This window comes from Lysinibacillus sp. GW821-FHT14F06, from assembly GCF_058803665.1.
The window spans coordinates 13237-35631 of record NZ_JBXAPF010000028.1 but is presented as its reverse complement, the minus strand read 5'-3'; the positions used below and the strand labels follow the sequence as shown (position 1 = coordinate 35631).

Genomic DNA, 22395 nt, shown 5'->3' with positions numbered 1-22395 from the left:
AGTATTTTATTTTTTTCAATAATTATTTAATGTTTATCATTAATTAATTATTATTTAAAATTAATAAAAACTAGAAAAGAAATACACTGTCTTTTCTAGCTTTTATGATTATTTGTATTTTAGTAATTGAGCCTTTATTAAATAGTCCCGTGCAACATTTACAATATTTTCACCTTCTATATTGACCTGATAATTCATTTCGCGCATTTCATCATCAGTGATGTGATCTGCCAGCTTATTTAAAGCTTTTTCTACGTCAGGATATTTTTCAATTGTTTCTTTTCTAAGTAGAGGTGCACCTTGATAAGGCGGGAATAGCTCTTTATCATCTGCCAACACATGCAAATTGTATTGACGTATTTCACTATCGGTAGAGTATGCATCTAATAAATCAATATTCCCAGATTGAATTGCTTGGTATCTTAGCTTTGGCTCCATTGTTGTAATATTCGCAAGTGTAATGCCATAGCGTTTTTGAATACCTATATAGCCATCTTCTCGATCATTAAATTCCAATGTAAAGCCTGCTTTTATAGATTCTTGAATCGGCTTAAGGTCAGAAATTGCTTGCAAATGGTAGGCTTCAGCCATTTCTTTGGAAACTGCTAAAGTATACGTATTATTGTATTTCATTGGACTTAACATCACCATTTCAAATTGCTTCATCATTCCTTCTTTAGCCTGATTATAGACATCTTCTTGATTGTTATTGACCGCTTCCTCTTTTAAAAATTCTGAAATAGCCGTTCCTGTAAACTCAGGATAGATATCAATACTGCCTGATTTTAGTGCATTAAATACAAAGGAAGTCTTTCCAAGACCAGGTTTTAATTGTACCTTCAGGTCTGTTTCCTGCTCAATAAGTAATTTATACATATTAATGAGTATTTCAGGCTCCGATCCCAGCTTTCCAGCAATCACAATCTCCTCTTTTTCTGTGTTGTTTAGCAATGGGAAAATGATCATGAATAATGCCAAAATACTAATCATAGTTAGGGCTGTCATCGTTTTTCTAAAAGGCAAAAATTCTAATTTTTTTAGTAAAAAATCGAAAACTAGTGCTAATATTGCTGCGGGTATAGCACCTAAAAGTAGCAGAGATGTATTATTTCGATCAATACCAAGAAGAATAATATCCCCTAATCCTCCAGCACCAATTAAGGCTGCTAATGTTGCTGTTCCAACAATTAATACCATTGCTGTTCGAATGCCTGCCATAATAACAGGCATGGCAAGTGGCAATTCTACTTTTAATAGCCGTTTTCTTGTATTCATTCCCATCGCCATCGCTGCCTCTTTTAAAGATGGCTCTACCTCATTAATACCCGTATAAGTGTTTCTTAATATTGGAAGAAGAGCATAGGCCACTAAGGCAATAATGGCAGGTACTTTTCCAATGCCAAACAGAGGTATTAATAAGCCAAGTAACGCTAGTGAAGGAATTGTTTGAAGGACCGCACTGACCCCAATAATAGTTTCTGCTATTTTCCTTTTATTTGTTAAATAAATACCTAATGGAATGGCGATGATCACGGCAAAAAATAGCGCTATAAAGGATATTTGTATATGTTCCAGTAATGCTGCCGCTAACTGTCCCTTACGCTCATGAAACATCTCAAAAATATTAGCCATGTCCATGCCCTCTTTCTAAAGAATCCTTCGCTAAATACTGCAGCATAGATACTCTTGTTACCATACCAATCAGTTTTCCATTCTCTTGAACACCTAAACTGTCAACTTGTGCTAGTTTTTCAAGAATTGTAGCGAATGAATCATTGATAAAAATGATACCATCTAGCTTATTTGACGCAATGATTGGTTGCATGACTATATGAATATCAAAGGGTTTGTACACATTGTTTAAGCCGATAAACTGTCGGACAAAATCATTCACAGGGTTTTGAACAATTTCTTGAGGTGTGCCAATTTGAACAATTTTACAATCCTTCATCACACATATTCGATCCCCTAATTTAAGTGCCTCCTGCATGTCATGGGATACAAAAACGATTGTTTTTTGTATAGAACGCTGCATATCCAATAAATCGTCCTGCAGCTTTGTACGGCTTATTGGATCTAACGCACTGAAAGGCTCATCCATTAAAATAATCTCTGGGTCAGCCGCTAAGGCGCGAATAACTCCAACCCTTTGCTGTTCGCCACCTGATAACTCCTTTGGCTTACGCTGACGATATGTTTCAGGCTCAAGCCCAACCATCTCCAATAATTCTTTAACCCGCTTTTGGATTTTCGTTTTACCCCAGTTCTTTAATTCAGGCACAACTGCTATATTTTCTTCTATCGTCATATGTGGGAAAAGGGCAATTTGTTGTAATACATAGCCAATATTCCAGCGTAACTCATGAATATTATAGTCGCTTATTCTTTTGTCATTTATCCAGATAGTTCCTTCAGTTAAAGAAATTAATCGGTTAATCATTTTCAATAATGTAGTTTTGCCACATCCGCTTGGACCGATAATAACAAAAAATTCGCCCTTCTTAATTTCTACGTTCAGTGCTTTAACAGCCGTATGGTTGTTACCATATTTTTTTGAGACATTGTCAAATGTTATCATCTGTCATCTCCTTTTGAATTTGCTATTGAAAGCCTAGTCCTAGTTACATTGTTTCCCCCCTTTATATTTCACAACCTAAAGCCATTTCAAACATTTACCACTTTAACATTATTTCATCCAGAATATCTCTTGTTAATCTTTATTTAAAAGTGTTTCTTTTCAACAGTTAATATCTTTAAAGGTTAATAATACCATTTCTTCTTAAATTGTGCCTGTCTCTTATAATCTATGAAATTGACGTTTAATTGCCACTTATGAGAAGATAAAAAAAATAGAAATCGAGAGGTAGTGAAGTATGAACAATGGATTTCAATTTATGCCTATCAGCCAACTAGCTGAAAGATTTCCTGAAGACTCTTGGTGGGCAAAGTTTTACAAGGATTTTAGCGATGATGATATTGCTGCTTATTATGAAGGCGATTTAACACTCCCTTTCCTTGATTTGGATTGGGGCAAGCCCTTCCCAGAACAAGAAAATACAATCACCATTTTTATTGGTGGTAATTTCACGGTAGACAATCTCTACAATGCAGGGACAGACGGGGCTATAGGGCTAACCGTGATGGGCAATTTGACTGCTAAAAATATAGCTGTAGGTGGTCAAGAAATCTACGTACACGGTCATTTGAAGGTTGAAGGTATTTTGAGCGGCTCCTATAATCACGGTGAAACGATTGTAAAAGGCAATCTTCATGCAACGGTTTTAGTTCAGGATGACGAGTATCGCTTCAAAGTAGATGGACAGAAGTGGTTAAAGTGTCTAGTAAACATTTGGTATGGAGATGGTGTTTTTCAGGACCTTCCCGTAAAGATTCAGGATGTGTTAATCGAAGAGGTATTTCTGAACATGGATGACGACGATGATGAGGATGACGATGAGATTGGGTTTTCATTCGATACACTCGTCAGAATTCTTAAAGAAGGACGTTCCCCACTTACTAATCTAAACGGAATCCATCAAACAAAGAAAACAGCCCCTTTATATTTTACGCATAATAATATAGATGAAGAAAATATTCGAAAGCTGACACAATGTATTCTTATGTCAGAAGATACATCTACTTTTAATTTTGAGGAGCAAGGTGTGCATTTTACAGTTCAGCGGGAGCAGATAGATGAAGATGGAGACAAACGCAACGACAATGTTTACCTGAAAACTTCGCAATACCATTATTTTATCTGGCTCAACGAAGATCAATCCATTTCCCTATTGAGAAAAACCTTAGATGAGGGAGCCGAGTGGATGGCCATTATGGAAGTACCACAGGATGATTTATCGGATTTGAAGGCTTACTGGATTTTGCTATTGACCTCTGTAAATGTAGCGGAGCTTTATTTACGGGACATCGAAATCCAATACGTGGAGGATATTTTGCAGCATCCAGAAATTCAAGCACTAGATGATGATAATGATGGTTTCTGGGACGATTCCAAATATTACAGCTTCCGTCAATCGTATATTGATGAAGAAGGTGACTTTATACACGCTCGAGTTGAAATTATGACTCCTGACGAAACGTATTATTTTTATACACTTGACAATCAATCCTATGTTTCACGATACTATCAACCTCCTAACTACTATGGTAGCCTAGATATTTCTTTTTTGGATGCTAGACGCTGGGAGGCTTCCGAACAATATTTCGAGGGTTTCAAACAGTTTATGTCCAAGAAAGTGTCAAACCAAGCTAGGAACTAATTGACACAAATGACGTTCTATTAATGATGGAATCTATTTAAACAGCTCTTTATTTCTCTTGCACTCTTTGCAATAATTAGAGATAGCTAAACTTTGATAGAAAGGAGGGAGATGTTGTAATCCACCAACATCAATGAAACCATGAAATACTTCATAAATTTCTTCAAAGGTCTAATGATTGCTACTATCGTTATTTGTATTTCGTTTTTTATGGTAACGCAGCTATTCAATACGCGTGAAACCACAGTTCCTGAAGTTGTGGATGATCGTCCAAGCGTAGAAGAATTTATTGGCTCTATTGCAGAAACTGCACGAAAACTTGGAGCTGATAATGATTTATACGCATCTGTTATGATTGCACAAGCCATTTTAGAAAGTGAGCATGGTCAAAGTGGACTTGGCGCTGCACCTAATAACAATTTATTTGGGATGAAAGGTCGTTACCAAAATAACTCAGTAACACTTGAAACATCTGAGGACGATGGTTCTGGTAACATGACAACTGTGATGGCTGAATTTCGCAAATATCCTTCCTATGAAGAATCCATGAAAGACTATGTAAAATTATTGCGTAACGGTGTCTCCTGGAATAAAGATTTCTATGCAGGAGTATTTAAAAGCAATACAAAATCCTATACAGATGCTACTAATTTTTTAACAGGTTCTTATGCAACAGATTCCAAATACAATGAAAAACTCAATACAGTCATTGCAAAATATGATCTAAATCAATACGATAGTCCTGTAAAAAATAAAAAAACGATTACCGTAACAGACGGTGATTCTCTTACGCATATTGCGGAGGCACATAAAGTGAAAGTAACATCCCTTAAACAATGGAATCAGCTCCGATCTGATAAAATCGAAGCAGGCCAAGAATTAAATATTTATCAATATTAAAATCTCCACGCTACTTTGGGACACACCCTTTGTGGCATGGAGATTTTTAATAATATCTTCTTTTATATACATGTATAGCAACAATACAAATAGAAACTTTCAAAAATTACTGATTCGTCAATCTTTGAATCACCGTTTCTATTTCAAAAACACGTTTATTTAATGCACCCGTTCTATCCTCTACTTGATGAGCGATTTTTTCGGTGAAATTTCCTAAATGCTCAACAATGTTTTTCTGAAGCTCAGTTTGTCCAGCCTTCAGTTCCTGTACATCACTTTCAATTTTATCTAAGCGCTGTTCAATACCGTCAAAACGATTATCCATTCCATCTAATCTCTTGTCTATTTCATCAAATCGTTTATCCATTCCATCTAATCTCTTGTCTATTTCATCAAATCGTTTATCCATTCCATCTAATCGTTGATTAATCGGTGCTAACTCTTCCCTTAAAACGGAACGTAATAATTCTTTTAAATCTGTGTCCAATACATCTCCCCCTTTCCTTTAACTTTTGACTTTAGTATAGCATAAAATAATCCCATTCTAACTATCTATTATTAACAATTCACAGGAATAAAATACCAATATTATCCGCTGGAATTTAACTATATCTATCAACGTTGTATACTGCGTGACACCAAGGATCTACCACGTTCTTTGTATGTTTTTTTGCACCCCTTTTCATCTCATCACCCCATAGTTTTATGAAAACAAAAAAAAGATGCACTCTGTTTGTATACAGAAGACATCTAATAAATGATTGGAAACTAAATCAATTTCACCTTGGCGTAATTGTAACTGCCGCTTTGCTTTCGATACAAAAAACATTTGCTGAATGAAGCTAAACAATTGCTCCATTTCACTTCACCACGTTCATTAAAATATAATTAATTAAATAAGCTACCGACAGCAGCAAGTGTTGTAGCTAAGTCTTTACGATAAAGCGGATGTTGGCTATCCAAACTATTTATACTTACCTCACTCCCACCAAGTGAAGAATGAATATAAAGACTATCCCCCATATATAAGGCCATATGTCCTGGAAAATATAATAGATCGCCCTTTTGCAGGTGCTCAAAAGATATTTGTTTAATCGGAAACCCATCAACAATTTTAGCATCTCGGTAAATCCGTACTCCATTTAGCATATAAGCCATTGAACAAAGCCCTGAACAATCAATACCTAAAGGAGATTTACCTCCCCAGCGGTAGGGAGTAGCTAAATAGCTAAGCGCTGTTTGCACAACATTTTCTCGGAATTGGGAGTCTGATAATTTATTTTTAGCAACTTTTGGTTGAAGCCATTTTCTTCGTGCATATCCTATTTCACCAGACGCTATTTGTATAGCCACCCACTCTGGGTCGTTCACTTCGATTGATAAAGATCGTACAATTGAACCTTTTACGAGCGTCATTATTTTGCTACTTTGAATTCGCGGATATTGTAGAATATCTGCGAAGTTTTGAATAATGTAATGGTTGGCTTCTTGTAGCCAAGCGTTTGTTTTATCCTCGTCCGCAATTAAATATTTTTTCTGGCAAAACCCCTCATATCGATAGGCTGTTTGTACACGTACCCAATTAGCATCTATGTTGGCAATGATCTGTACAGGCATGCCATTAAGTACCTCATCCACCAATTCGGATTCTTCCTGTGGTATGGCATGTAAATTTGCAATCATTGCTGTCACAACAGCATTCATTTGATCACTCCCTTCGCTTCACAAAATGCTCATACACAATTTTTGATATTCGACCAATAAGCTGCTTTGCATACTCATTGTTTGTTACCTCAGTTATAAAAACACCTATCAGATAATCATTTGAGCCATTATAAACAATCCCAACATCATGATCGACTGTTTCAAGACCACCTGTTTTATGAGCCATTTTCACATCATCTACTAGATAACGTTTTAATGATTCATGGACACGCTGGCGACTTAAGATATCCATTGTTAACTTACTAAATTTTGTAGATAAAAGGTCTTGTTGGTAGATACGTGAAAAAAGATGGGCCATATCATTTGCTGAAGTGAGATTGTCAAATCCTCTTTCTAACTTTTCGAAATCCATCATCTTCCTTTGTAATTTCGTTTGATGAAGGCCAATTTGACTAAAATAATGGTTAAAAACATCTATTCCAATAAAATCTATTAAGACATTGGTGGCTGTATTATCACTGGTAATAATCATCCACACCAATAAGTCATAGATAGTACTTTGTTCAATGAGCTGTTCACTGATCACACTATAGTCAACCCATTCTTTTGGTGCTACCTTAATCTCTTGATGGATGTCTTGATTGTTGCCCTCTAAATAATGCAGCACTCCAAGTAGAATAGGTACTTTAATCAAACTAGCACTGAAAAAAACTGCCTGTAACTTTTCCTGTATGAAATAGTGATTTGTATTCGCGTCTTTGACAAATACATGTACATTATAAGGAGCTTCTTCTAGCATTCTTTGAATAGCACGTTCCATATGTTATACCTACACTATAACTCTTATTTGTTGGTTTTTAGTATTCAAGGAGATGGTACTACCAAGAGGCAAAGACATTGTTGGTAAACAGTGACCACATGTTAAATCCATTATAATGGGCTTTTTTAGTGGTAATAAAATCTCTTGAAAAATAGTCTGTAGTGATAAACTATGCTCTGGATGCTTCAGGTTATCAGGTCCGCAATTGGTCCAAGCTCCTAATAAAATGCCCGCCACCTCATCAAGTTTGCCCGCTAATTTAAGCTGTGTGAGCATTCGATCTACACGATGTTCAGTTTCATCAATATCTTCTAAAAATAATATTTTATTTTTAGTATCTATTTCATATGGAGTGCCAAGTGAGGCTGTCACTAATGTTAAGTTTCCTCCAATTAGCTGTCCTGTTGCTTGACCAGCAGCAAGTGCTATCATACTACGACCAGGTGGATTTTTTAGCAGATAATCATGACAAGTTGTTGCCATCACCTGTTGTTTAAAAGATTCCCATGTATATTTATCCATATCCTGTTGAATAAATTCGGTTGATGGCATCGGCGTATGATAGGTCACAAAGCCACATTTCTGATTGATGGCGATATGTAGAGCTGTAACATCGCTATAACCAGCAAATACTTTTGGATTGGCTCTTATTATATCGAAATCTAAAAGAGGTAAAATTTTTGTTGCCCCATAACCTCCACGAATACAGAAGATACCATCAATCGTAGAATCGTTAAACATTTGATTGACATCAGATGCACGAAGTTGATCAGTTCCTGCTAAATAACCGTGCCTTGCTCGACATGTTTCTCCAACGACTACCTTTAATCCAAGCTTTTCAACACTTTCTATAGCTGGCTTTAATTTGTCAGATGGAGTTGCACCTGACGCACTGATAAGACCAATTGTATCCCCAATTTTTAAAGCTTTTGGACGTATCATTTGTGTCCCTCCATGTGTAGAGATGCCTTGTATCTTGCCATTTCCTCTTCATTTGCCAAAACAAAATGTCCTTCTTCTATTTCCTTAAACGACGGAGGATTTTTATCATAACAATGCTGTGCTGGATCATAAATCTCTATGATTTTATTTCGTTCCTTATAGGGATTAGGCTCTGGCACGGCTGATAACAATGCTCGCGTATAGGGATGAATAGGATTAGAAAACAGCCGCTCAGTATCTGCTAGCTCAACGATCTTCCCTTTATAAATAACAGCCGTTCTGTCCGTAATAAAGCGGACTACTGACAAATCATGCGCAATGAATAAGTAGGTTAAATTCTTTTGCTGCTGTAAGTTTGCTAATAAATTTAATACTTGTGCACGAATAGAGACATCTAAGGCCGAAATGGGTTCGTCTGCAATCATAAACTCTGGCTCCATTACTAAAGCTCGTGCAATGCCAATACGCTGACGCTGACCACCTGAAAATTCATGTGGAAAGCGGCTAGAGAACTCTGGTAATAATCCTACATTTAAAAGTGCAGCCCGCACCTTTTGTTGACGCTCAGTCTCATTTTTAAAGTTTTTTGTATTAAGTAGTCCCTCGGAGATAATATAATCAACCTTAGCTCGTTCATTAAGGGATGCCATAGGGTCTTGAAAAATCATTTGGATTTTCTGGGTAATTTCCCGATCCCAGCTTTTTGGGATTTTACCATGAATATTCCTACCACGATATAATATCTGTCCGTCAGTCACATCATTGATACGCATAATGGCTCGACCAATTGTAGTTTTCCCTGAGCCTGATTCTCCTACTAAGCCAAATATTTCACCTTTAAAAATAGTAAAGCTAACATCATTAATCGCCATAAATTTATGCTTACCCTTACCAAAAGCAATCTTTAAATTTTTCACCTCAACTAGAATCTCTTTATGAGTCATATGCGTACCGCCTCCCTTCTTCAAAAAATGCCTGAAGTGCTTCAGGTGGCTGTACTTTAGGAGCAAGAGGATCTAACAGCCATGTACGAGCATAATGTGTCTTACTTACTTGAAAAAATGGAGGACGTTCCACAAAATCAACCTTTAACGCGTACGGATTGCGTGGTGCAAAGGCATCTCCTTTAATGTCTTGAAAAAGATTTGGTGGTGTACCCTTAATGGAATAAAGCTGTTCGCCCTTTGAGCCTAGCTGTGGTAATGAAGAAATGAGTGCCCATGTATAGGGATGCTTAGCATTAAAGAAAATTTCATGTGTCTCACCAATTTCAATAATATCTCCTGCATACATTACAGCAATCCGATTGGCTACCTTGGCAACAACACCTAAATCATGTGTGATGTAGATGATTGTTAGCCCATATTTTTGTTGAAGGTGCTTTAAAAGCTGTAAAATTTGGGCTTGTATGGTAACGTCTAAGGCTGTTGTCGGTTCATCGCATATTAATATTTTTGGTTTACAAGCTAGAGCAATAGCAATGACTATTCGTTGACGCATTCCACCTGAAAATTCATGCGGATACTGCTTGTAACGTTTTTCTACGTCTTGAATACCAACATCCTTTAACAATTTTAAGGTTTCTACATATGCGACTCTGCCCTTTAGACACTGATGTAACATAACGCATTCCTCTATTTGCTTGCCAATCGTTTTCAGTGGATTTAATGATGTCATTGGGTCCTGAGTCACCATCGCCACTTCATTTCCACGAATAGCTAGCCACTCCTGCTCCTTTTTAAATTGTGTTAAATCCCAGTTGTTGTAGATAATCTGTCCCTGATCTATGGAACCATTTTTATCGAGCAAGCCCATAATTGATTTCATTAGCACTGATTTTCCCGAACCTGATTCACCCACTATTGCAAGACTTTCTCCCTTATACAAATCAAGGGAGATATCACGAATGGCTGTTAGTATCCTGCCACGAAGCGAAAATTTAATCACTAGGTTTTGAATAGCCAAAATACGAGATAGTGCTTGTGTCAATATCCTCACCCTTTATACGTGATTTTTGGGATCTGCTGCGTCTGCAAATGAATTTCCTATAATATAAAATGCAATTGTAATCACACTTAAAACAATACTCGGAAATAGAAGCTGATATCGTAATTCTGGAGACATCATCAGCACTCGTCCTTCATTAATTAAATTCCCTAAAGACGGTTCACTGATTGGCAAACCTAATCCGATGTAGGTTAAAAAAACCTCAGCACCTATTGCAAATGGAATAGCCAAACTCATTCGTAGCATTATTACTGAAATCAAATAAGGTAATAGGTTTTTGACAATAATGCGATAATCGGGTGTTCCTAAACATTTTGAAGCTAAGTTATATTCACGATCTCGTAAAATGACAATTTGATTGCGAATAAACCTCGCCATTTCAACCCACCCCGTAATACACATCGCAATAATAATGGTGGAAACACTAGGTCGTAAAATATATGACATTAAAATCAACACGATGGTTGTCGGAATATTATCAACGATGTTGTAAAGCTGTGTGATCGGCAACTCCAATTTACGCGAAAAGCCCCAAAGTGTACCAATTGTAATTCCAATAATAGCCTCTACTATGGCAACGACACAGCCAATCAATAAAGAGGTCCTTGTCCCTGCCCAAATACGCGACCATAGATCCTGTCCTATGGAGTTTGTCCCAAACCAAAATTCAGCATTTGGAGTAATATTCCGTGCCTGTAGACCTGTCTGTTCATCTAAATAAATTTCAGTTGGAGATTTTTGTGCTGGTAAATACGGTTGAAGAATGGTGAAGGTTACAATTATTAGCACACCGATTAATAAAAAGATGGCGATACGATTTTTCAAAAAGGATTTCCAGGTTGAACGCCAATAGGAATAGTTTGAATAGGCTGTTTCTTCTGCCTGACGCTCATCCATTACTGCAAACTCAAATAATGTTTCACGTGATTTATGAGAAATATTATTAATTTCCTCGGAATACATACCCATTAGCGTACACTCTCCCCTTTCCTCAATTTAATACGTGGATCAACAAGTGCCATGGCAATATCCCCTAAAATCAAGCCAACAATCCCAAGTGAAGAAAAAACAAGGACTAAGCCCTGTACAATGGTGTTATCTTGGCGCTGTATCGCATCAACGAGTAAGCCACCCATCCCAGGAATCGAGTACAGAGATTCAATATAGATGGATCCAGTAATTGTAAAAAGAATCGTTGCAGGTAAATATTGTGCCATTGGTATAAAGGCATTTCGTAAAACATGTTTAAACATTAATGTGCGCTCTTTCATGCCTTTTGCTCGTGCTAGCTTAATATAATCCTTGTTTAATTCATCTACCATATAACGTCGCATCCACATGGCATAGGAGGCAGTTGGTGCTAATGCCATTGAAGCAAGTGGTAAAATCCAGGTAATAGGCTTATACTCATCAAAGAGCATTGGCAAATGAAAAATTTCCGTAATATACATTTGAATAACTAAATAGTAAACAGCAGCTGGTACTGCAACGACAATCACTATATAGCCAGTCCCCAATCTATCCAGCCAACGACCTTTCATTTGAGCCATTAAAATACCAAGTGGAACACCAAGCAAAAGAGATAACACAACAGCCCCTAAACCGAAAGCCAAGGAATACATAATTTTATCTGCAATAATTGTAACGACTGGTACATCTGTACGATAGGTAACAGATTTCCCTAAATCCCCTTGGAATAATTTACTATAAAAATTCCCTAATTGTACTAGTAATGGATCACGTAAGCCTAAATTTGTTAAATAGATTTCTTGTTGCGCAGGTGACATTTTATCAGCTGCTGCTCCTAAATAGCCTTCCTCTGGCATCAATCGTAATAATGAAAAAACAATTGTAAGGATAATAAAAAGAGTAATCACTGATTGTAAGAGTCGCTTCCCTAAATACCACAGCATAGAAGTATCCTCCTTTTTCAGAAAGATGAAAGGAGATGCCGATATTTTTTATTCGGAATCTCCTTGTTAACCCTACTGCCCAACTTTCATCTTATTGTGCTGCTTTTGCTAATGCATCGGCACGTTCCTGCTCCCACTTTGCTAGCGCTTCTTTAAATTCATCATTGCTCATTGGTTTATCTAATAGTCGTTGTCCCTTAAATTTCTCTGCTGTCACTCCAAATGGAGAATATTGAGCCTCAAAAGGATTTAATTTAGAGGCAACATAGCCGCTTCCCCCTACTGAATAAGGAATGACAAATGCTTCATCAATCAAGAAAGCCTCAGCCTTCGCAAACAATTCATATCGTTTTACTGTATCAATTGTTGACTTTGCTCCGTCCACTAAGTTTTGATATTTTGATTTACCATTAGCTTCAGTATAACCTTCCGCTAGTTCTGGTTTATTGTAAGTTCCATCTACAGTAAATGGATCAGTATACGTTGATGGATCAGCATAGTCAGGTCCCCAGTTAGCTTCCAGCAATGCAAATTTACCAGGGCGACGAACTTCTGATAAAAAGCCTGTGGATGGTCCTGCCTCCACAATAATATCGATATAGTCTGTTCCTAATAATTTCTCAATTTGCTGTTCCACCACTTGTGAACGATTTGCCCAATCTGAACTACCAGCATTATATGGCATTAATACTTTTACAGGGAATGTTGCTTTTCCTTCAAGTGCAGCCATTGCCTTTTCCTTGTATGCCAATGCCTGGTCTTTATTAAAGGAATCCTGATTTGCAATATCCGCTAATGGTGCTAGTTGCGTATAATCAAGGCCATCTATATCAACAAAGTTTTTAGGTGTAATTGTATTGCTAAGCAAATCTTTTGGATTATATGGTTCTAAAGTTAGCATGGCAGGAACACGATCAAGAGCATGGAATAAGGACTTACGGAAATCTTTGTTGTTGACTAAGACCTTCCAGTTATCTGGCTCATACTCTGCATCGAATTGAGGGTTAAAGTTTAGTGCATAGAAGTACGTATAGAAGTTATTTTGCGTTTGACGAACTTGTGATTTTTTCTTATCATCTTTGAACCATTCATCAATAATGGACGTTGGAATGCTTGCAGTATCTACTTCCCCTCGTAAAAATAATTCTGGTGCAACCGTAGCCGCTTCTTTATTGTATTTATAGCGAATACGATCAATGAACACATTGTCCTTATCCCAATATGTTTCATTCTTCACAAGTACACGCTCATTTTGCGGTTCGAATTTGTCTAAAATATAGGAGCCATTATAAAGGAAATTTTCATGTGTTGTTCCAAAGCTATTCCCTTTTTCCTCAATAAATTCACCATTTACTGGGAAGAAACAGACATAATTCAACATAGAAAGAAAATATGGTGTAGGCGTTTCTAAAGTATATTCTACTGTATGTTCATCCGTTGCCTTTATGCCAACCTGCTTAAAATCCTTAATTTCGCCGTTATAGAAGGCTTCTCCATTTTTAACAACCGTGGCAATCCAAGCTGTTGATGATTCATTCTTTGCATCCAGTACATAATGTAGGCCATCTACAAAATCTTGAGCAACAACATCCGCATACTCCTTTCCATCATGGGTAACCCACTTTGCATCTCCACGAAGCTTAAATGTCCATACCGTTGCATCCTCATTGGAAGACCATTCCTTCGCTAGAGCAGGCTGCACGACACCATATTTATCATACTCAATTAATCCATCGACTAAGTTCGCTGCCACCGCAAACTCATTGGTTTCAGAGGTTTTTAAGTAATTTAATGTTTTTATTTCCCCTGAATAGACAACACGATACTCTGATTTTTTTTCATTCGAAGAATCATCACTACAGGCTGCACAAAGCAATGCGACAAGACATACGAAAAGCCACCAATATCTTTTCATCATAGGCATCCCCCTAAGTTTCTTTTTTGTCTCGCATAATAAGCAGTAGATTCACTCCACTTTCACGTTATAGGCAAGCCGTTAAAATGGAGCGATAAAACTGCTCGAATAAGCACCTGAATGTTCATCTAAATCACATTATTATGGATGATAATCACGGTTACTGGATTATTTGATATTTACCCCTACGTCCAAAAATGCTCCCCCAAATTAACAAGAAGGGCGTGTCCAATTGCTCTCCAAATTGTCAAAATTCATTTTCCCCTTCTACAAATTCACCTATGTTAGGAACTGTAAAATTCGAAGCACTTCATAAAAATCATCTGTGATAAATTCCACTGTATTATGAGGTTTAAATGTAGCATTAGGGTAAAAGGAATTTCGATATGCGCGTGTATGGTCACGATAAATAATTTCTACTTTAAAATGTTTAGGCAATGATACTTGTAAGGAATTGCGTGAAACTTTCATAGCTTCCTCCACTAGTCTTTTTGTTTCCTGAATGGCTAATTTTGGACTAACACTAATCGTTGCATTACCGATTCCTTCTTTCGTAGCAAATGTGACAATGTTTTCATTTATGGACTGAATTTCTTCTGTTAGCCCAACATCCCCGCTAACAAATGAAACAGGAACCCCTTGTAATGCCGCTGCATACGTATTAATCAGAAATTCACTGGCATACTCTCCGTTAATTTTGACATCTGCAAACACACAGAGTGTATGGGCCAAAGGATTTCGCTCACTTCCACCTTTACTGTGATAGCCAATAAAAATGGCTCGATCAAACGTGTTATCTAATCCTGCAACCATACACATTGGGTCATAGGTCCATCCACGAATGATTTTACAATTGATGGGTAAATTTGAAATATCTAAATTCCGAGCTGAATCATGTGCATCCTTTAATAAAATTTCAGTAGCTCCGCCAGCAATTGCCCCTTCAATCGCAGCCTCTACTTCCTGAGTCATTTGCTTTTGAAAAAACTGATAATCTGGGGCATTTAGCTCCGTTTCACTCCATACTGTAGTACCTGTAATTCCTTCAATATCTGCACTTATATAAACCTTCATATAAAATTGAACTCCTTTACATAATGATTATGAATAACTGCCTGCACGGCTCCGTAACTCGCTATCTCTACTTGAACTCTCCTAGCTCAAGCAATATTGTTGTAATCATAATGCCACCATTCCTCTGAATAGTTAGTAAAACCAGCCATTGTCATGCAGTTATACAATCCAAGCTTGGAAATGCAACATACCTTCGCGTTTCGTTGTCAATCACTTGTGTGGAAAAATGCGGAAATCGTTGTGCAATCTTCTGTGCAAAATGTGTAAACAAATACTGTTACTTGAAAGGGACGATTATATAACACTAAACAATACTGAAAGCGCTTCTTTTAATAGCTCATAGACACCTTCACGTACATAGATCACCTGTAGGTATCTTTTGTTGATGGTAAATGGGCTTGGTAAAGATTCTTGGATGCTGCGCTTTAATTTGGATAAGTGGCACAAAGCCTTCACACACGGCTATTTTCAATGATTGAAATGAAGTGATATTGGCTGTAATCGGATGAAAAACGCTTTTCTCTATATGCATCAATCCAATCAAGCAAAATTATAAAATAACCATTTAATTATCTAATAATTCAGTTTTTAAAAATGGATATTACCATACCTATATGCCATTGACTAGTTAAATAGAGAACAAATACATAATAATGGTTATTCTCTTATCATAAAACAATGGACGACATAAATGACTGCTGATGGTCGAATTTTATTCTTTTTCACTTATCTATGGAGTTTATTCGTAGTTAAGGTTGATAATACCCGAAAAAATAAAAATTGATGAAACAAAAAAGCCATTGAACCATTTTTTATGTCTCAATAACTTTTTATAACCTATTACTTTCCTAAAATGGGTAAGCTTCTACTTTATGTCCATCTCTGCCAACTGTAGTTATTGCCTGTGATAAGGAATTCAAAATAGCTTCCTCTGTTGCCTCTGCAGCTGCCGTAAATAGCTGATTCATAACTGGATGATCCTCACGAAGCTGTGTGCGTGTCTCTACAAGTTGGTTTGATAGATGTGGAATACAATGTGCAGTGGAAAAGCCAATAACAATATCGCCACTACCATGGGAAAAATGGCTTCCTGTGCGGCCGAGCCCGATACCACAGCGTTTAATAACGCGTGTTAATTGACGGCTGCTAAGTGGTGCATCTGTTGCCATTACAATGATAATGGAGCCATCTGTTGGAGATATACTTGATTGAGGAGATACAGATGCCTCAACATAACGTTGTGCTAAAAATTCTGAACTTTGCCCAAAATTACTGAGCACCATACAGCCAATGGTATAGGTGATTGTCTCATATTCGACAATGCGGGACGAGGAGCCTATTCCCCCTTTATAGCCAAAGCACATCATGCCTTTACCAGCTCCAACCGCTCCTTCCTGTGCAACATCATTGGTCGCCATACGAATCGCTTCTATAGCATGCTCCTGTGTTACTGGACATGCACGTATTGAATTTAAATAACTATCATTACATTCGCCTACAATAATATTAATCGTTCCTGTGGATTGTCCTATATCAGGATTCATGTCAAGCATATATTGCAATGTCCCCTGTGAAACAGCTGGCACACCGAAAGTATTAGTAAGCATAATAGGTGCTTCAATAACCCCCAGCTCATTTACCTGTATTAGTCCTGCTGTTTTTCCAAAACCATTTAATACATAGCTTGCTCCTGTAACCTTTTGCTGAAATAAATTACCCTTATGTGGTAAAATGGCGGTTACACCTGTACATGCATATGCACCATCTTGCGTCAATGCTTCATCAATTGTCATATGCCCTACACATACGCCTGCTACATCCGTAATACAATTTTTTTCACCGAGAGGCAGCGTCCCAATCGAAATACCTCTATCTCGAATTTTACCTGGCAATCTTATTCCTCCTTTTGAATAGCTTTATTTACAGCAGCTTGCGCGTGTATCATCGTTGTATCAAAAACGGGAATTTCTACATCATCCTGCTTGATCAGCAACCCTATCTCTGTACATCCAAGAATTACTCCCTGCGCACCAGACTTCACAAGGTTATCAATTACTTGTAAATAATAATGTTTGGAAGAGGGTTTAATTTCCCCCAAACACAATTCTTCATAGATGATTCGATTGACCTCTGTTCGCTCCTCTACCTGTGGAACAAGTACTGTAATTCCGAAGGTTTCCACTCTAGCCTTATAGAAATCCTGCTCCATTGTATACTTTGTCCCTAGAAGAGCTATTTTTTGTAAACCCATCTCTACTATTTTATGTGCTGTTGCATCGGCTATATGTAAAATGGGGATCGTAATTCTCTGTTGAATTGTATCAATTACCTTATGCATGGTATTGGTGCAAATAACAATAAAACTCGCGCCCGCCTTCTCCAAAGAATAGGCGGCTTCAGCAAGCACCTCACCAGCCTTGTCCCATTCTCCTCTAGCTTGAAAATGTTCAATTTCCTGAAAATCTACACTATATAATATACACTTTGCCGAATGCAAACCTCCTAACTGCTTTTTTACTTCTTCATTAAGTAGTCGATAATACTCTGAAGAAGATTCCCAGCTCATGCCACCAATTAGTCCAATCGTATTCATATGCTTCTCTCCTTTTCTATCATTATATATTTAATTTAATCACAAAAATGTGTTTTTCACTTATTAAGATTCAATTCGTCTATTGCGCTTCTCCATTTCTTCAGCCGTTCTTTTCAAATATTGCAAATACCTAATTAAAAAAATTGGAAGAACTGTAGCCAATAGATTGATACTACTAAAAAATAGATAAGCCTGTTCCATTTCAATTAAATGTGAATAAATAATGCCTATTAAACTGCTAAAAGCTAAAACTAATACAGATGGGATTCGTGGAATGAGAAAAGTGATCAATCCTGCCAAAAAGATCATAACCATAATCATCAGTAAAAAATGCCAATAGAGTTGAAAATAGAAAGCCATTCTCTCTCCTCCATTCATCATAATGTCTGTTTCTTTACCCTTATCTGAACATTCCGATAAAACCCCGGAATACTTTTGTTGTTATTTTGATATTACAAAGTCACACATCCACAATCCTCTTCTATAGGAAAGGCTATAAATATTCGATTTAAACACCATAATATTACCATAATTCATTATTTTCAAAAAGTTGATTTTTAATAAAAAATAAGTGTAGACTAAAACGTATTGTGAAAGGAGGAAAGCTGATGGAATGGTTATCTACGATTGTCAATAACACGAACTCAATATTATGGACATATATTCTTATCATACTATTATTAGTAGCAGGATTATATTTTTCATTCGGCACAAAATTTGTACAAATTAGACTTTTTCCTGAAATGTTCCGTTTAATTGTTGAAAAAAGAGAAGGAGAGTCAGGAGTTTCTCCATTCCAAGCCTTTACGATAAGCGCAGCCTCGCGTGTAGGGACAGGTAATATTACCGGTGTTGCTTTAGCAATTGGTGTAGGTGGACCTGGTGCAGTATTTTGGATGTGGATCATTGCTATATTAGGGATGGCAACTGCCTTTATTGAAAGCACTCTAGCTCAGGTATACAAGGTGAAGGATGGCGAAACATTTCGTGGTGGACCAGCTTATTATATGGAAAAGGCGCTAGGACAACGCAAGCTAGGTATTATTTTTAGTATTCTGTTAACATTAAGTTTTGGCTTTATATTTAATGCTGTACAGTCCAATACTATTGCAACCTCTGTTGGTGAAGCGTTTGGTATAAGACCTTGGATTATTGGGGCTATTTTGGTCGTATTAACAGCCATGATTATTTTTGGTGGAGTTCAAAGAATTGTAAAAGTGACACAGGTCCTTGTACCCGTCATGGCTATTTTCTATTTACTTGTCGCACTATATGTGGTTGTTACGAACTTATCTGAAATTCCTACAGTTTTCAAACTTATCTTCACGCAAGCTTTTGGTCTTCAGGAAGCTGCTGGAGGAGCAATTGGCATCGCCATTATGCAAGGTGTACGTCGTGGTTTGTTTTCAAACGAGGCTGGAATGGGGAGTGTACCTAACGCAGCAGCTACCGCTAATACCTCACACCCTGCAAAGCAAGGGCTTGTACAGAGCTTAGGTGTCTTTTTTGATACGATTATGATTTGTACAGCAACCGCATTTATCATTATTTTAGCGGGCTTATATGATAAAGGAGAAAGCAATGGCATTATCCTTACGCAAAACTCACTTGCTATCCATGTAGGTGAGTGGGCACCTTACTTTATTGCTATTGCCATTATCTTCTTTGCCTTTAGCTCGATCGTTGGTAACTACTATTATGGAGAATCCAATATTGAATTTATGAATGCCCATAAGGGGTGGATGTTCTTCTACCGTACGTTAGTGCTGGCGATGGTCATGTTTGGTTCCGTTGCACAAGTTCAGCTAGTCTGGAATTTAGCAGATTTATTTATGGGACTTATGGCTTTTATTAATATAGCAATTATCATGATTCTTGGCAAAATTGCCTTCCTTGTTTTAGACGATTTTACGAAGCAACGTAATACAGGCAAAAATCCAGTATTTTATGCAAAATCAATTCCAACATTGAAAAATACAGATTGTTGGGACGAAGATCGTTAATACCTCAAACGCAACTCCTTCAATGGAGGGGATTGATAGTTTTAAAAACTAAAAAAGTCGATTTGCATCACATTTTTTGTGGCAAATCGACTTTTTCAGTGTTCTCCTTTTGTGTTAATAGTTAAATTGACTAATTAACTGTTTTAATTCATCTGCCATATGTGCTAAAGCTTGTGCAGAGGCATTGATTTCTTCCATAGAGGCCAATTGTTCCTCAGTAGAGGCAGCAACATCCTCAGATGCAGTTGCATTTCCTTGTGCAGAGAAAGCCAGATCCTCTGTAATAGCTGCTACTTCTTGGACGCTTGCTGACATTTGCTCGGAGGCAGAAGAAACCTCATTCATTTTTGGCATAATATCATTCATACTTGTGAGGATTACTTGGAATTTGGTAATAGCTTCATCAGATACCTGTAAACCATTTTGAACATCCTCTGAAACTTTCGCCATAATAGTAACAGATTGTTCTGTTTCTAGCTGAATACTATGAATAAGCTCAAAAATTTGCTTGGCTGATGTCTGAGATTGCTCTGCTAGTTTCCTTACTTCATCAGCAACAACAGCAAATCCTTTACCATGTTCCCCTGCTCTTGCTGCTTCAATGGCAGCATTTAAAGCCAGTAAGTTAGTTTGATCCGCTATGCCCGTAATAACATCTAAAATAGATGTTATTTGCTGTGAGCGCTCGTGTAAAGTTTGAATTTTTTGGTTGGATTCTGTCACCGATACATGGATCGATTGCATTTGATTCTTTGTATTTTGGACTGCCTTTCCACCTTCATCTGCTTGATGAGTAGCGTGTTGAGAGAGGTCTGTCACAGTAGAAGAGATATCTGCAATATGAAGAATTGCCTTCGAAAGTTCATGAAGCGATTGTGCGTTTTTATTGGCACTCGTTGTTTGTATATCTGCACTTGATGCAACATCCTGGATTGATATTGCCACCTTTTCCGTTGCTATACTTGTTTGATTCGCATTGGCAGTTAGCTCTTCGGCTGAAGATGCCACCTCCTCTGCATTTCGCTCAATTTTTTGGATAAGTGTACGTAAGCTACCTTGCATATCATTAAAGGCTTGACCTAGCTGTCCAATTTCATCCTTGGAGGTTACCACGACTTTTTCAGTTAAATCACCCTTGCTAATCGTTACAGCACTATCCTTTAGTGCTCTAATCGGTTTAATCACAGCCTTCATAACAAAATAGAAAACAATCGAGCTGATTACAATAGCTGCACCTAATACTAAAAGTGTATGAGATAAGATCGTTGAAGCAGATTCATCTATTTCCTTCGCAAAAATTGTGCCAGTAATTTTCCAATTTGTTAGCTCATTTGTTGTAAAAAACATAATACGATTATCGCCATTAAAGACATATTCATATGTTCCTGACGTACTGTCGTATAATTTATTAAGGAAACTCTCTTTTAATTCTCCGCCCGCTTCTAAGGTAGGATGAGCAATTACCATATTATTGTCACCGAAAATGGATGGATAGCCATTTTTACCGATGCTAATGGAGTCGGAGATTTTTTGAAGATCCGTTAATTTTATATCCACTGCGACAACTCCAGATTGATCCTTCACTTGTCTGGCGATTGTCACCACCATATCTCCAGTCCCTGCATCAATATAAGGGTTTGTAATTAATGTATCACTCTTAAGTGATTTTGCTTTCTTGTACCAATCTCTTTCTAATGGGTTATAATCTTCCCCATTTAGTCTAGGCTCTTGTAGAAATTCACCTTTATCTGTTCCAACATAAATACTTAACACATCTGGATGAAGCTTTGTATATTGTTGAAAATTTGATAGTATAGTCGTTTTTGATGCTTCATACTGTAAAGCGTCTATTTCATTACTGAAAATACTTACATCATTTATTTTTTCACTAATAGTTTTATCAATAAGCTTATTTAAAATATCTACACTTTCATTTGCACTAAACAAAATTTCTTGCTCTATAGAATTTTTAGCCGAAAGGTAGGACAGACTCCCAACAGAAATGACCGGGATAAGTAATATAAGAGCAAATAAAGTATAAAGCTTGCCCTTAAAGCTTCCAAAAAATTGTATCATGCAACAGTTCTCCTTTTGTCTTCGTTAGCTATAAAAGTTTATTCTAGAGATGTGTTTGTACGCTATATGCTTTATTGGCACTTTAGACTCAAAAAGAATGCCGCTTCCCTCCCCTTTTCAACCTTCCCTTCCTTTTCAATTCACCCCAAGCTTTTATCGGTCGAAATAACTAATTTTTTCTCCATGAGTGAAAATACTTTAAATTTCTCG

General features: G+C 37.1%; 20 protein-coding genes. 3 read left to right on the top strand and 17 right to left on the bottom strand.

The annotated features are described in order from the left end of the window. Positions 1 to 108 precede the first annotated feature (108 nt). The gene (locus AC1RNS_RS20080; protein ID WP_492995237.1) at positions 109 to 1632 is read right to left on the bottom strand and encodes an ABC transporter permease/substrate-binding protein; all 1524 of its coding nucleotides are present in this window, start codon (positions 1630 to 1632) and stop codon (positions 109 to 111) included. Beyond that, positions 1625 to 2578, bottom strand: a complete 954-nt coding sequence (locus tag AC1RNS_RS20075; RefSeq protein ID WP_492995235.1) for an ABC transporter ATP-binding protein — start codon at positions 2576 to 2578, stop codon at positions 1625 to 1627. The genes AC1RNS_RS20080 and AC1RNS_RS20075 overlap by 8 nt, the downstream gene beginning before the upstream one ends. 295 nt (positions 2579 to 2873) lie before the next feature. Here AC1RNS_RS20075 and AC1RNS_RS20070 point away from each other — a divergent pair, with 295 nt between their 5' ends. Together AC1RNS_RS20070 and AC1RNS_RS20065 are read left to right on the top strand one after the other, a co-directional pair. After that, positions 2874 to 4277: a hypothetical protein gene (locus tag AC1RNS_RS20070; RefSeq protein WP_492995233.1), complete on the top strand. Its 1404-nt coding sequence runs from the start codon at positions 2874 to 2876 to the stop codon at positions 4275 to 4277. Between the two features lie 174 nt (positions 4278 to 4451). Further along, positions 4452 to 5177 carry a glucosaminidase domain-containing protein gene (locus AC1RNS_RS20065; protein ID WP_492995231.1) on the top strand — a complete coding sequence of 242 codons (726 nt, stop codon included), beginning with the start codon at positions 4452 to 4454 and terminating at the stop codon, positions 5175 to 5177. Positions 5178 to 5283: 106 nt separating this feature from the next. On the opposite strand, the gene AC1RNS_RS20060 is transcribed toward AC1RNS_RS20065, so the two are convergent. The 14 genes from AC1RNS_RS20060 to AC1RNS_RS19995 all read right to left on the bottom strand — a co-directional run bounded on the left by AC1RNS_RS20060 (position 5284) and on the right by AC1RNS_RS19995 (position 18466). After that, complete coding sequence (locus AC1RNS_RS20060) at positions 5284 to 5664, bottom strand: hypothetical protein (RefSeq protein ID WP_492995229.1); 381 nt, start codon at positions 5662 to 5664, stop codon at positions 5284 to 5286. A 401-nt stretch (positions 5665 to 6065) separates the two neighbouring features. Beyond that, complete coding sequence (locus AC1RNS_RS20055) at positions 6066 to 6881, bottom strand: C40 family peptidase (RefSeq protein WP_492995227.1); 816 nt, start codon at positions 6879 to 6881, stop codon at positions 6066 to 6068. A gap of 4 nt (positions 6882 to 6885) precedes the next feature. After that, positions 6886 to 7662, bottom strand: coding sequence for a serine hydrolase (locus AC1RNS_RS20050; RefSeq protein ID WP_492995225.1), 777 nt, complete (start codon positions 7660 to 7662; stop codon positions 6886 to 6888). 9 nt (positions 7663 to 7671) lie between these two features. Next, positions 7672 to 8604 (bottom strand): S66 peptidase family protein, encoded by a 933-nt coding sequence (locus AC1RNS_RS20045; protein ID WP_492995223.1) that lies wholly within the window; start codon positions 8602 to 8604, stop codon positions 7672 to 7674. Beyond that, positions 8601 to 9548, bottom strand: a complete 948-nt coding sequence (locus AC1RNS_RS20040) for an ATP-binding cassette domain-containing protein (protein WP_492995221.1) — start codon at positions 9546 to 9548, stop codon at positions 8601 to 8603. The genes AC1RNS_RS20045 and AC1RNS_RS20040 overlap by 4 nt, the downstream gene beginning before the upstream one ends. After that, positions 9538 to 10593, bottom strand: coding sequence for an ABC transporter ATP-binding protein (locus AC1RNS_RS20035; protein ID WP_492995219.1), 1056 nt, complete (start codon positions 10591 to 10593; stop codon positions 9538 to 9540). Before AC1RNS_RS20035 ends, AC1RNS_RS20040 begins: the two co-directional genes overlap by 11 nt. A gap of 12 nt (positions 10594 to 10605) precedes the next feature. After that, the gene (locus AC1RNS_RS20030; protein WP_492995217.1) at positions 10606 to 11580 is read right to left on the bottom strand and encodes an ABC transporter permease; all 975 of its coding nucleotides are present in this window, start codon (positions 11578 to 11580) and stop codon (positions 10606 to 10608) included. Then, entirely contained in the window at positions 11580 to 12524 is a 945-nt protein-coding gene (locus tag AC1RNS_RS20025; RefSeq protein ID WP_492995215.1) for an ABC transporter permease, read from the bottom strand. The genes AC1RNS_RS20030 and AC1RNS_RS20025 overlap by 1 nt, the downstream gene beginning before the upstream one ends. Positions 12525 to 12615: 91 nt before the next feature. After that, positions 12616 to 14439 (bottom strand): peptide ABC transporter substrate-binding protein, encoded by a 1824-nt coding sequence (locus AC1RNS_RS20020; protein ID WP_492995285.1) that lies wholly within the window; start codon positions 14437 to 14439, stop codon positions 12616 to 12618. 279 nt (positions 14440 to 14718) lie between these two features. Further along, positions 14719 to 15513 (bottom strand): M55 family metallopeptidase, encoded by a 795-nt coding sequence (locus AC1RNS_RS20015; protein WP_492995213.1) that lies wholly within the window; start codon positions 15511 to 15513, stop codon positions 14719 to 14721. A gap of 86 nt (positions 15514 to 15599) precedes the next feature. After that, positions 15600 to 15662, bottom strand: coding sequence for a hypothetical protein (locus AC1RNS_RS20010; RefSeq protein WP_492995283.1), 63 nt, complete (start codon positions 15660 to 15662; stop codon positions 15600 to 15602). Positions 15663 to 16361: 699 nt separating this feature from the next. Next, entirely contained in the window at positions 16362 to 17405 is a 1044-nt protein-coding gene (locus AC1RNS_RS20005) for a DmpA family aminopeptidase (RefSeq protein WP_492995211.1), read from the bottom strand. A gap of 2 nt (positions 17406 to 17407) precedes the next feature. Next, positions 17408 to 18106 carry an aspartate/glutamate racemase family protein gene (locus AC1RNS_RS20000; RefSeq protein WP_492995209.1) on the bottom strand — a complete coding sequence of 233 codons (699 nt, stop codon included), beginning with the start codon at positions 18104 to 18106 and terminating at the stop codon, positions 17408 to 17410. A 63-nt stretch (positions 18107 to 18169) separates the two neighbouring features. After that, positions 18170 to 18466 (bottom strand): hypothetical protein, encoded by a 297-nt coding sequence (locus tag AC1RNS_RS19995; protein WP_492995207.1) that lies wholly within the window; start codon positions 18464 to 18466, stop codon positions 18170 to 18172. Between the two features lie 248 nt (positions 18467 to 18714). Between AC1RNS_RS19995 and AC1RNS_RS19990 the strand changes: the two genes are divergently transcribed. Next, on the top strand, positions 18715 to 20109 hold the full coding sequence (locus tag AC1RNS_RS19990; protein WP_492995205.1) for an alanine/glycine:cation symporter family protein: 1395 nt from the start codon (positions 18715 to 18717) through the stop codon (positions 20107 to 20109). 114 nt (positions 20110 to 20223) lie between these two features. On the opposite strand, the gene AC1RNS_RS19985 is transcribed toward AC1RNS_RS19990, so the two are convergent. After that, complete coding sequence (locus tag AC1RNS_RS19985; protein ID WP_492995203.1) at positions 20224 to 22185, bottom strand: methyl-accepting chemotaxis protein; 1962 nt, start codon at positions 22183 to 22185, stop codon at positions 20224 to 20226. Positions 22186 to 22395 lie beyond the last annotated feature (210 nt).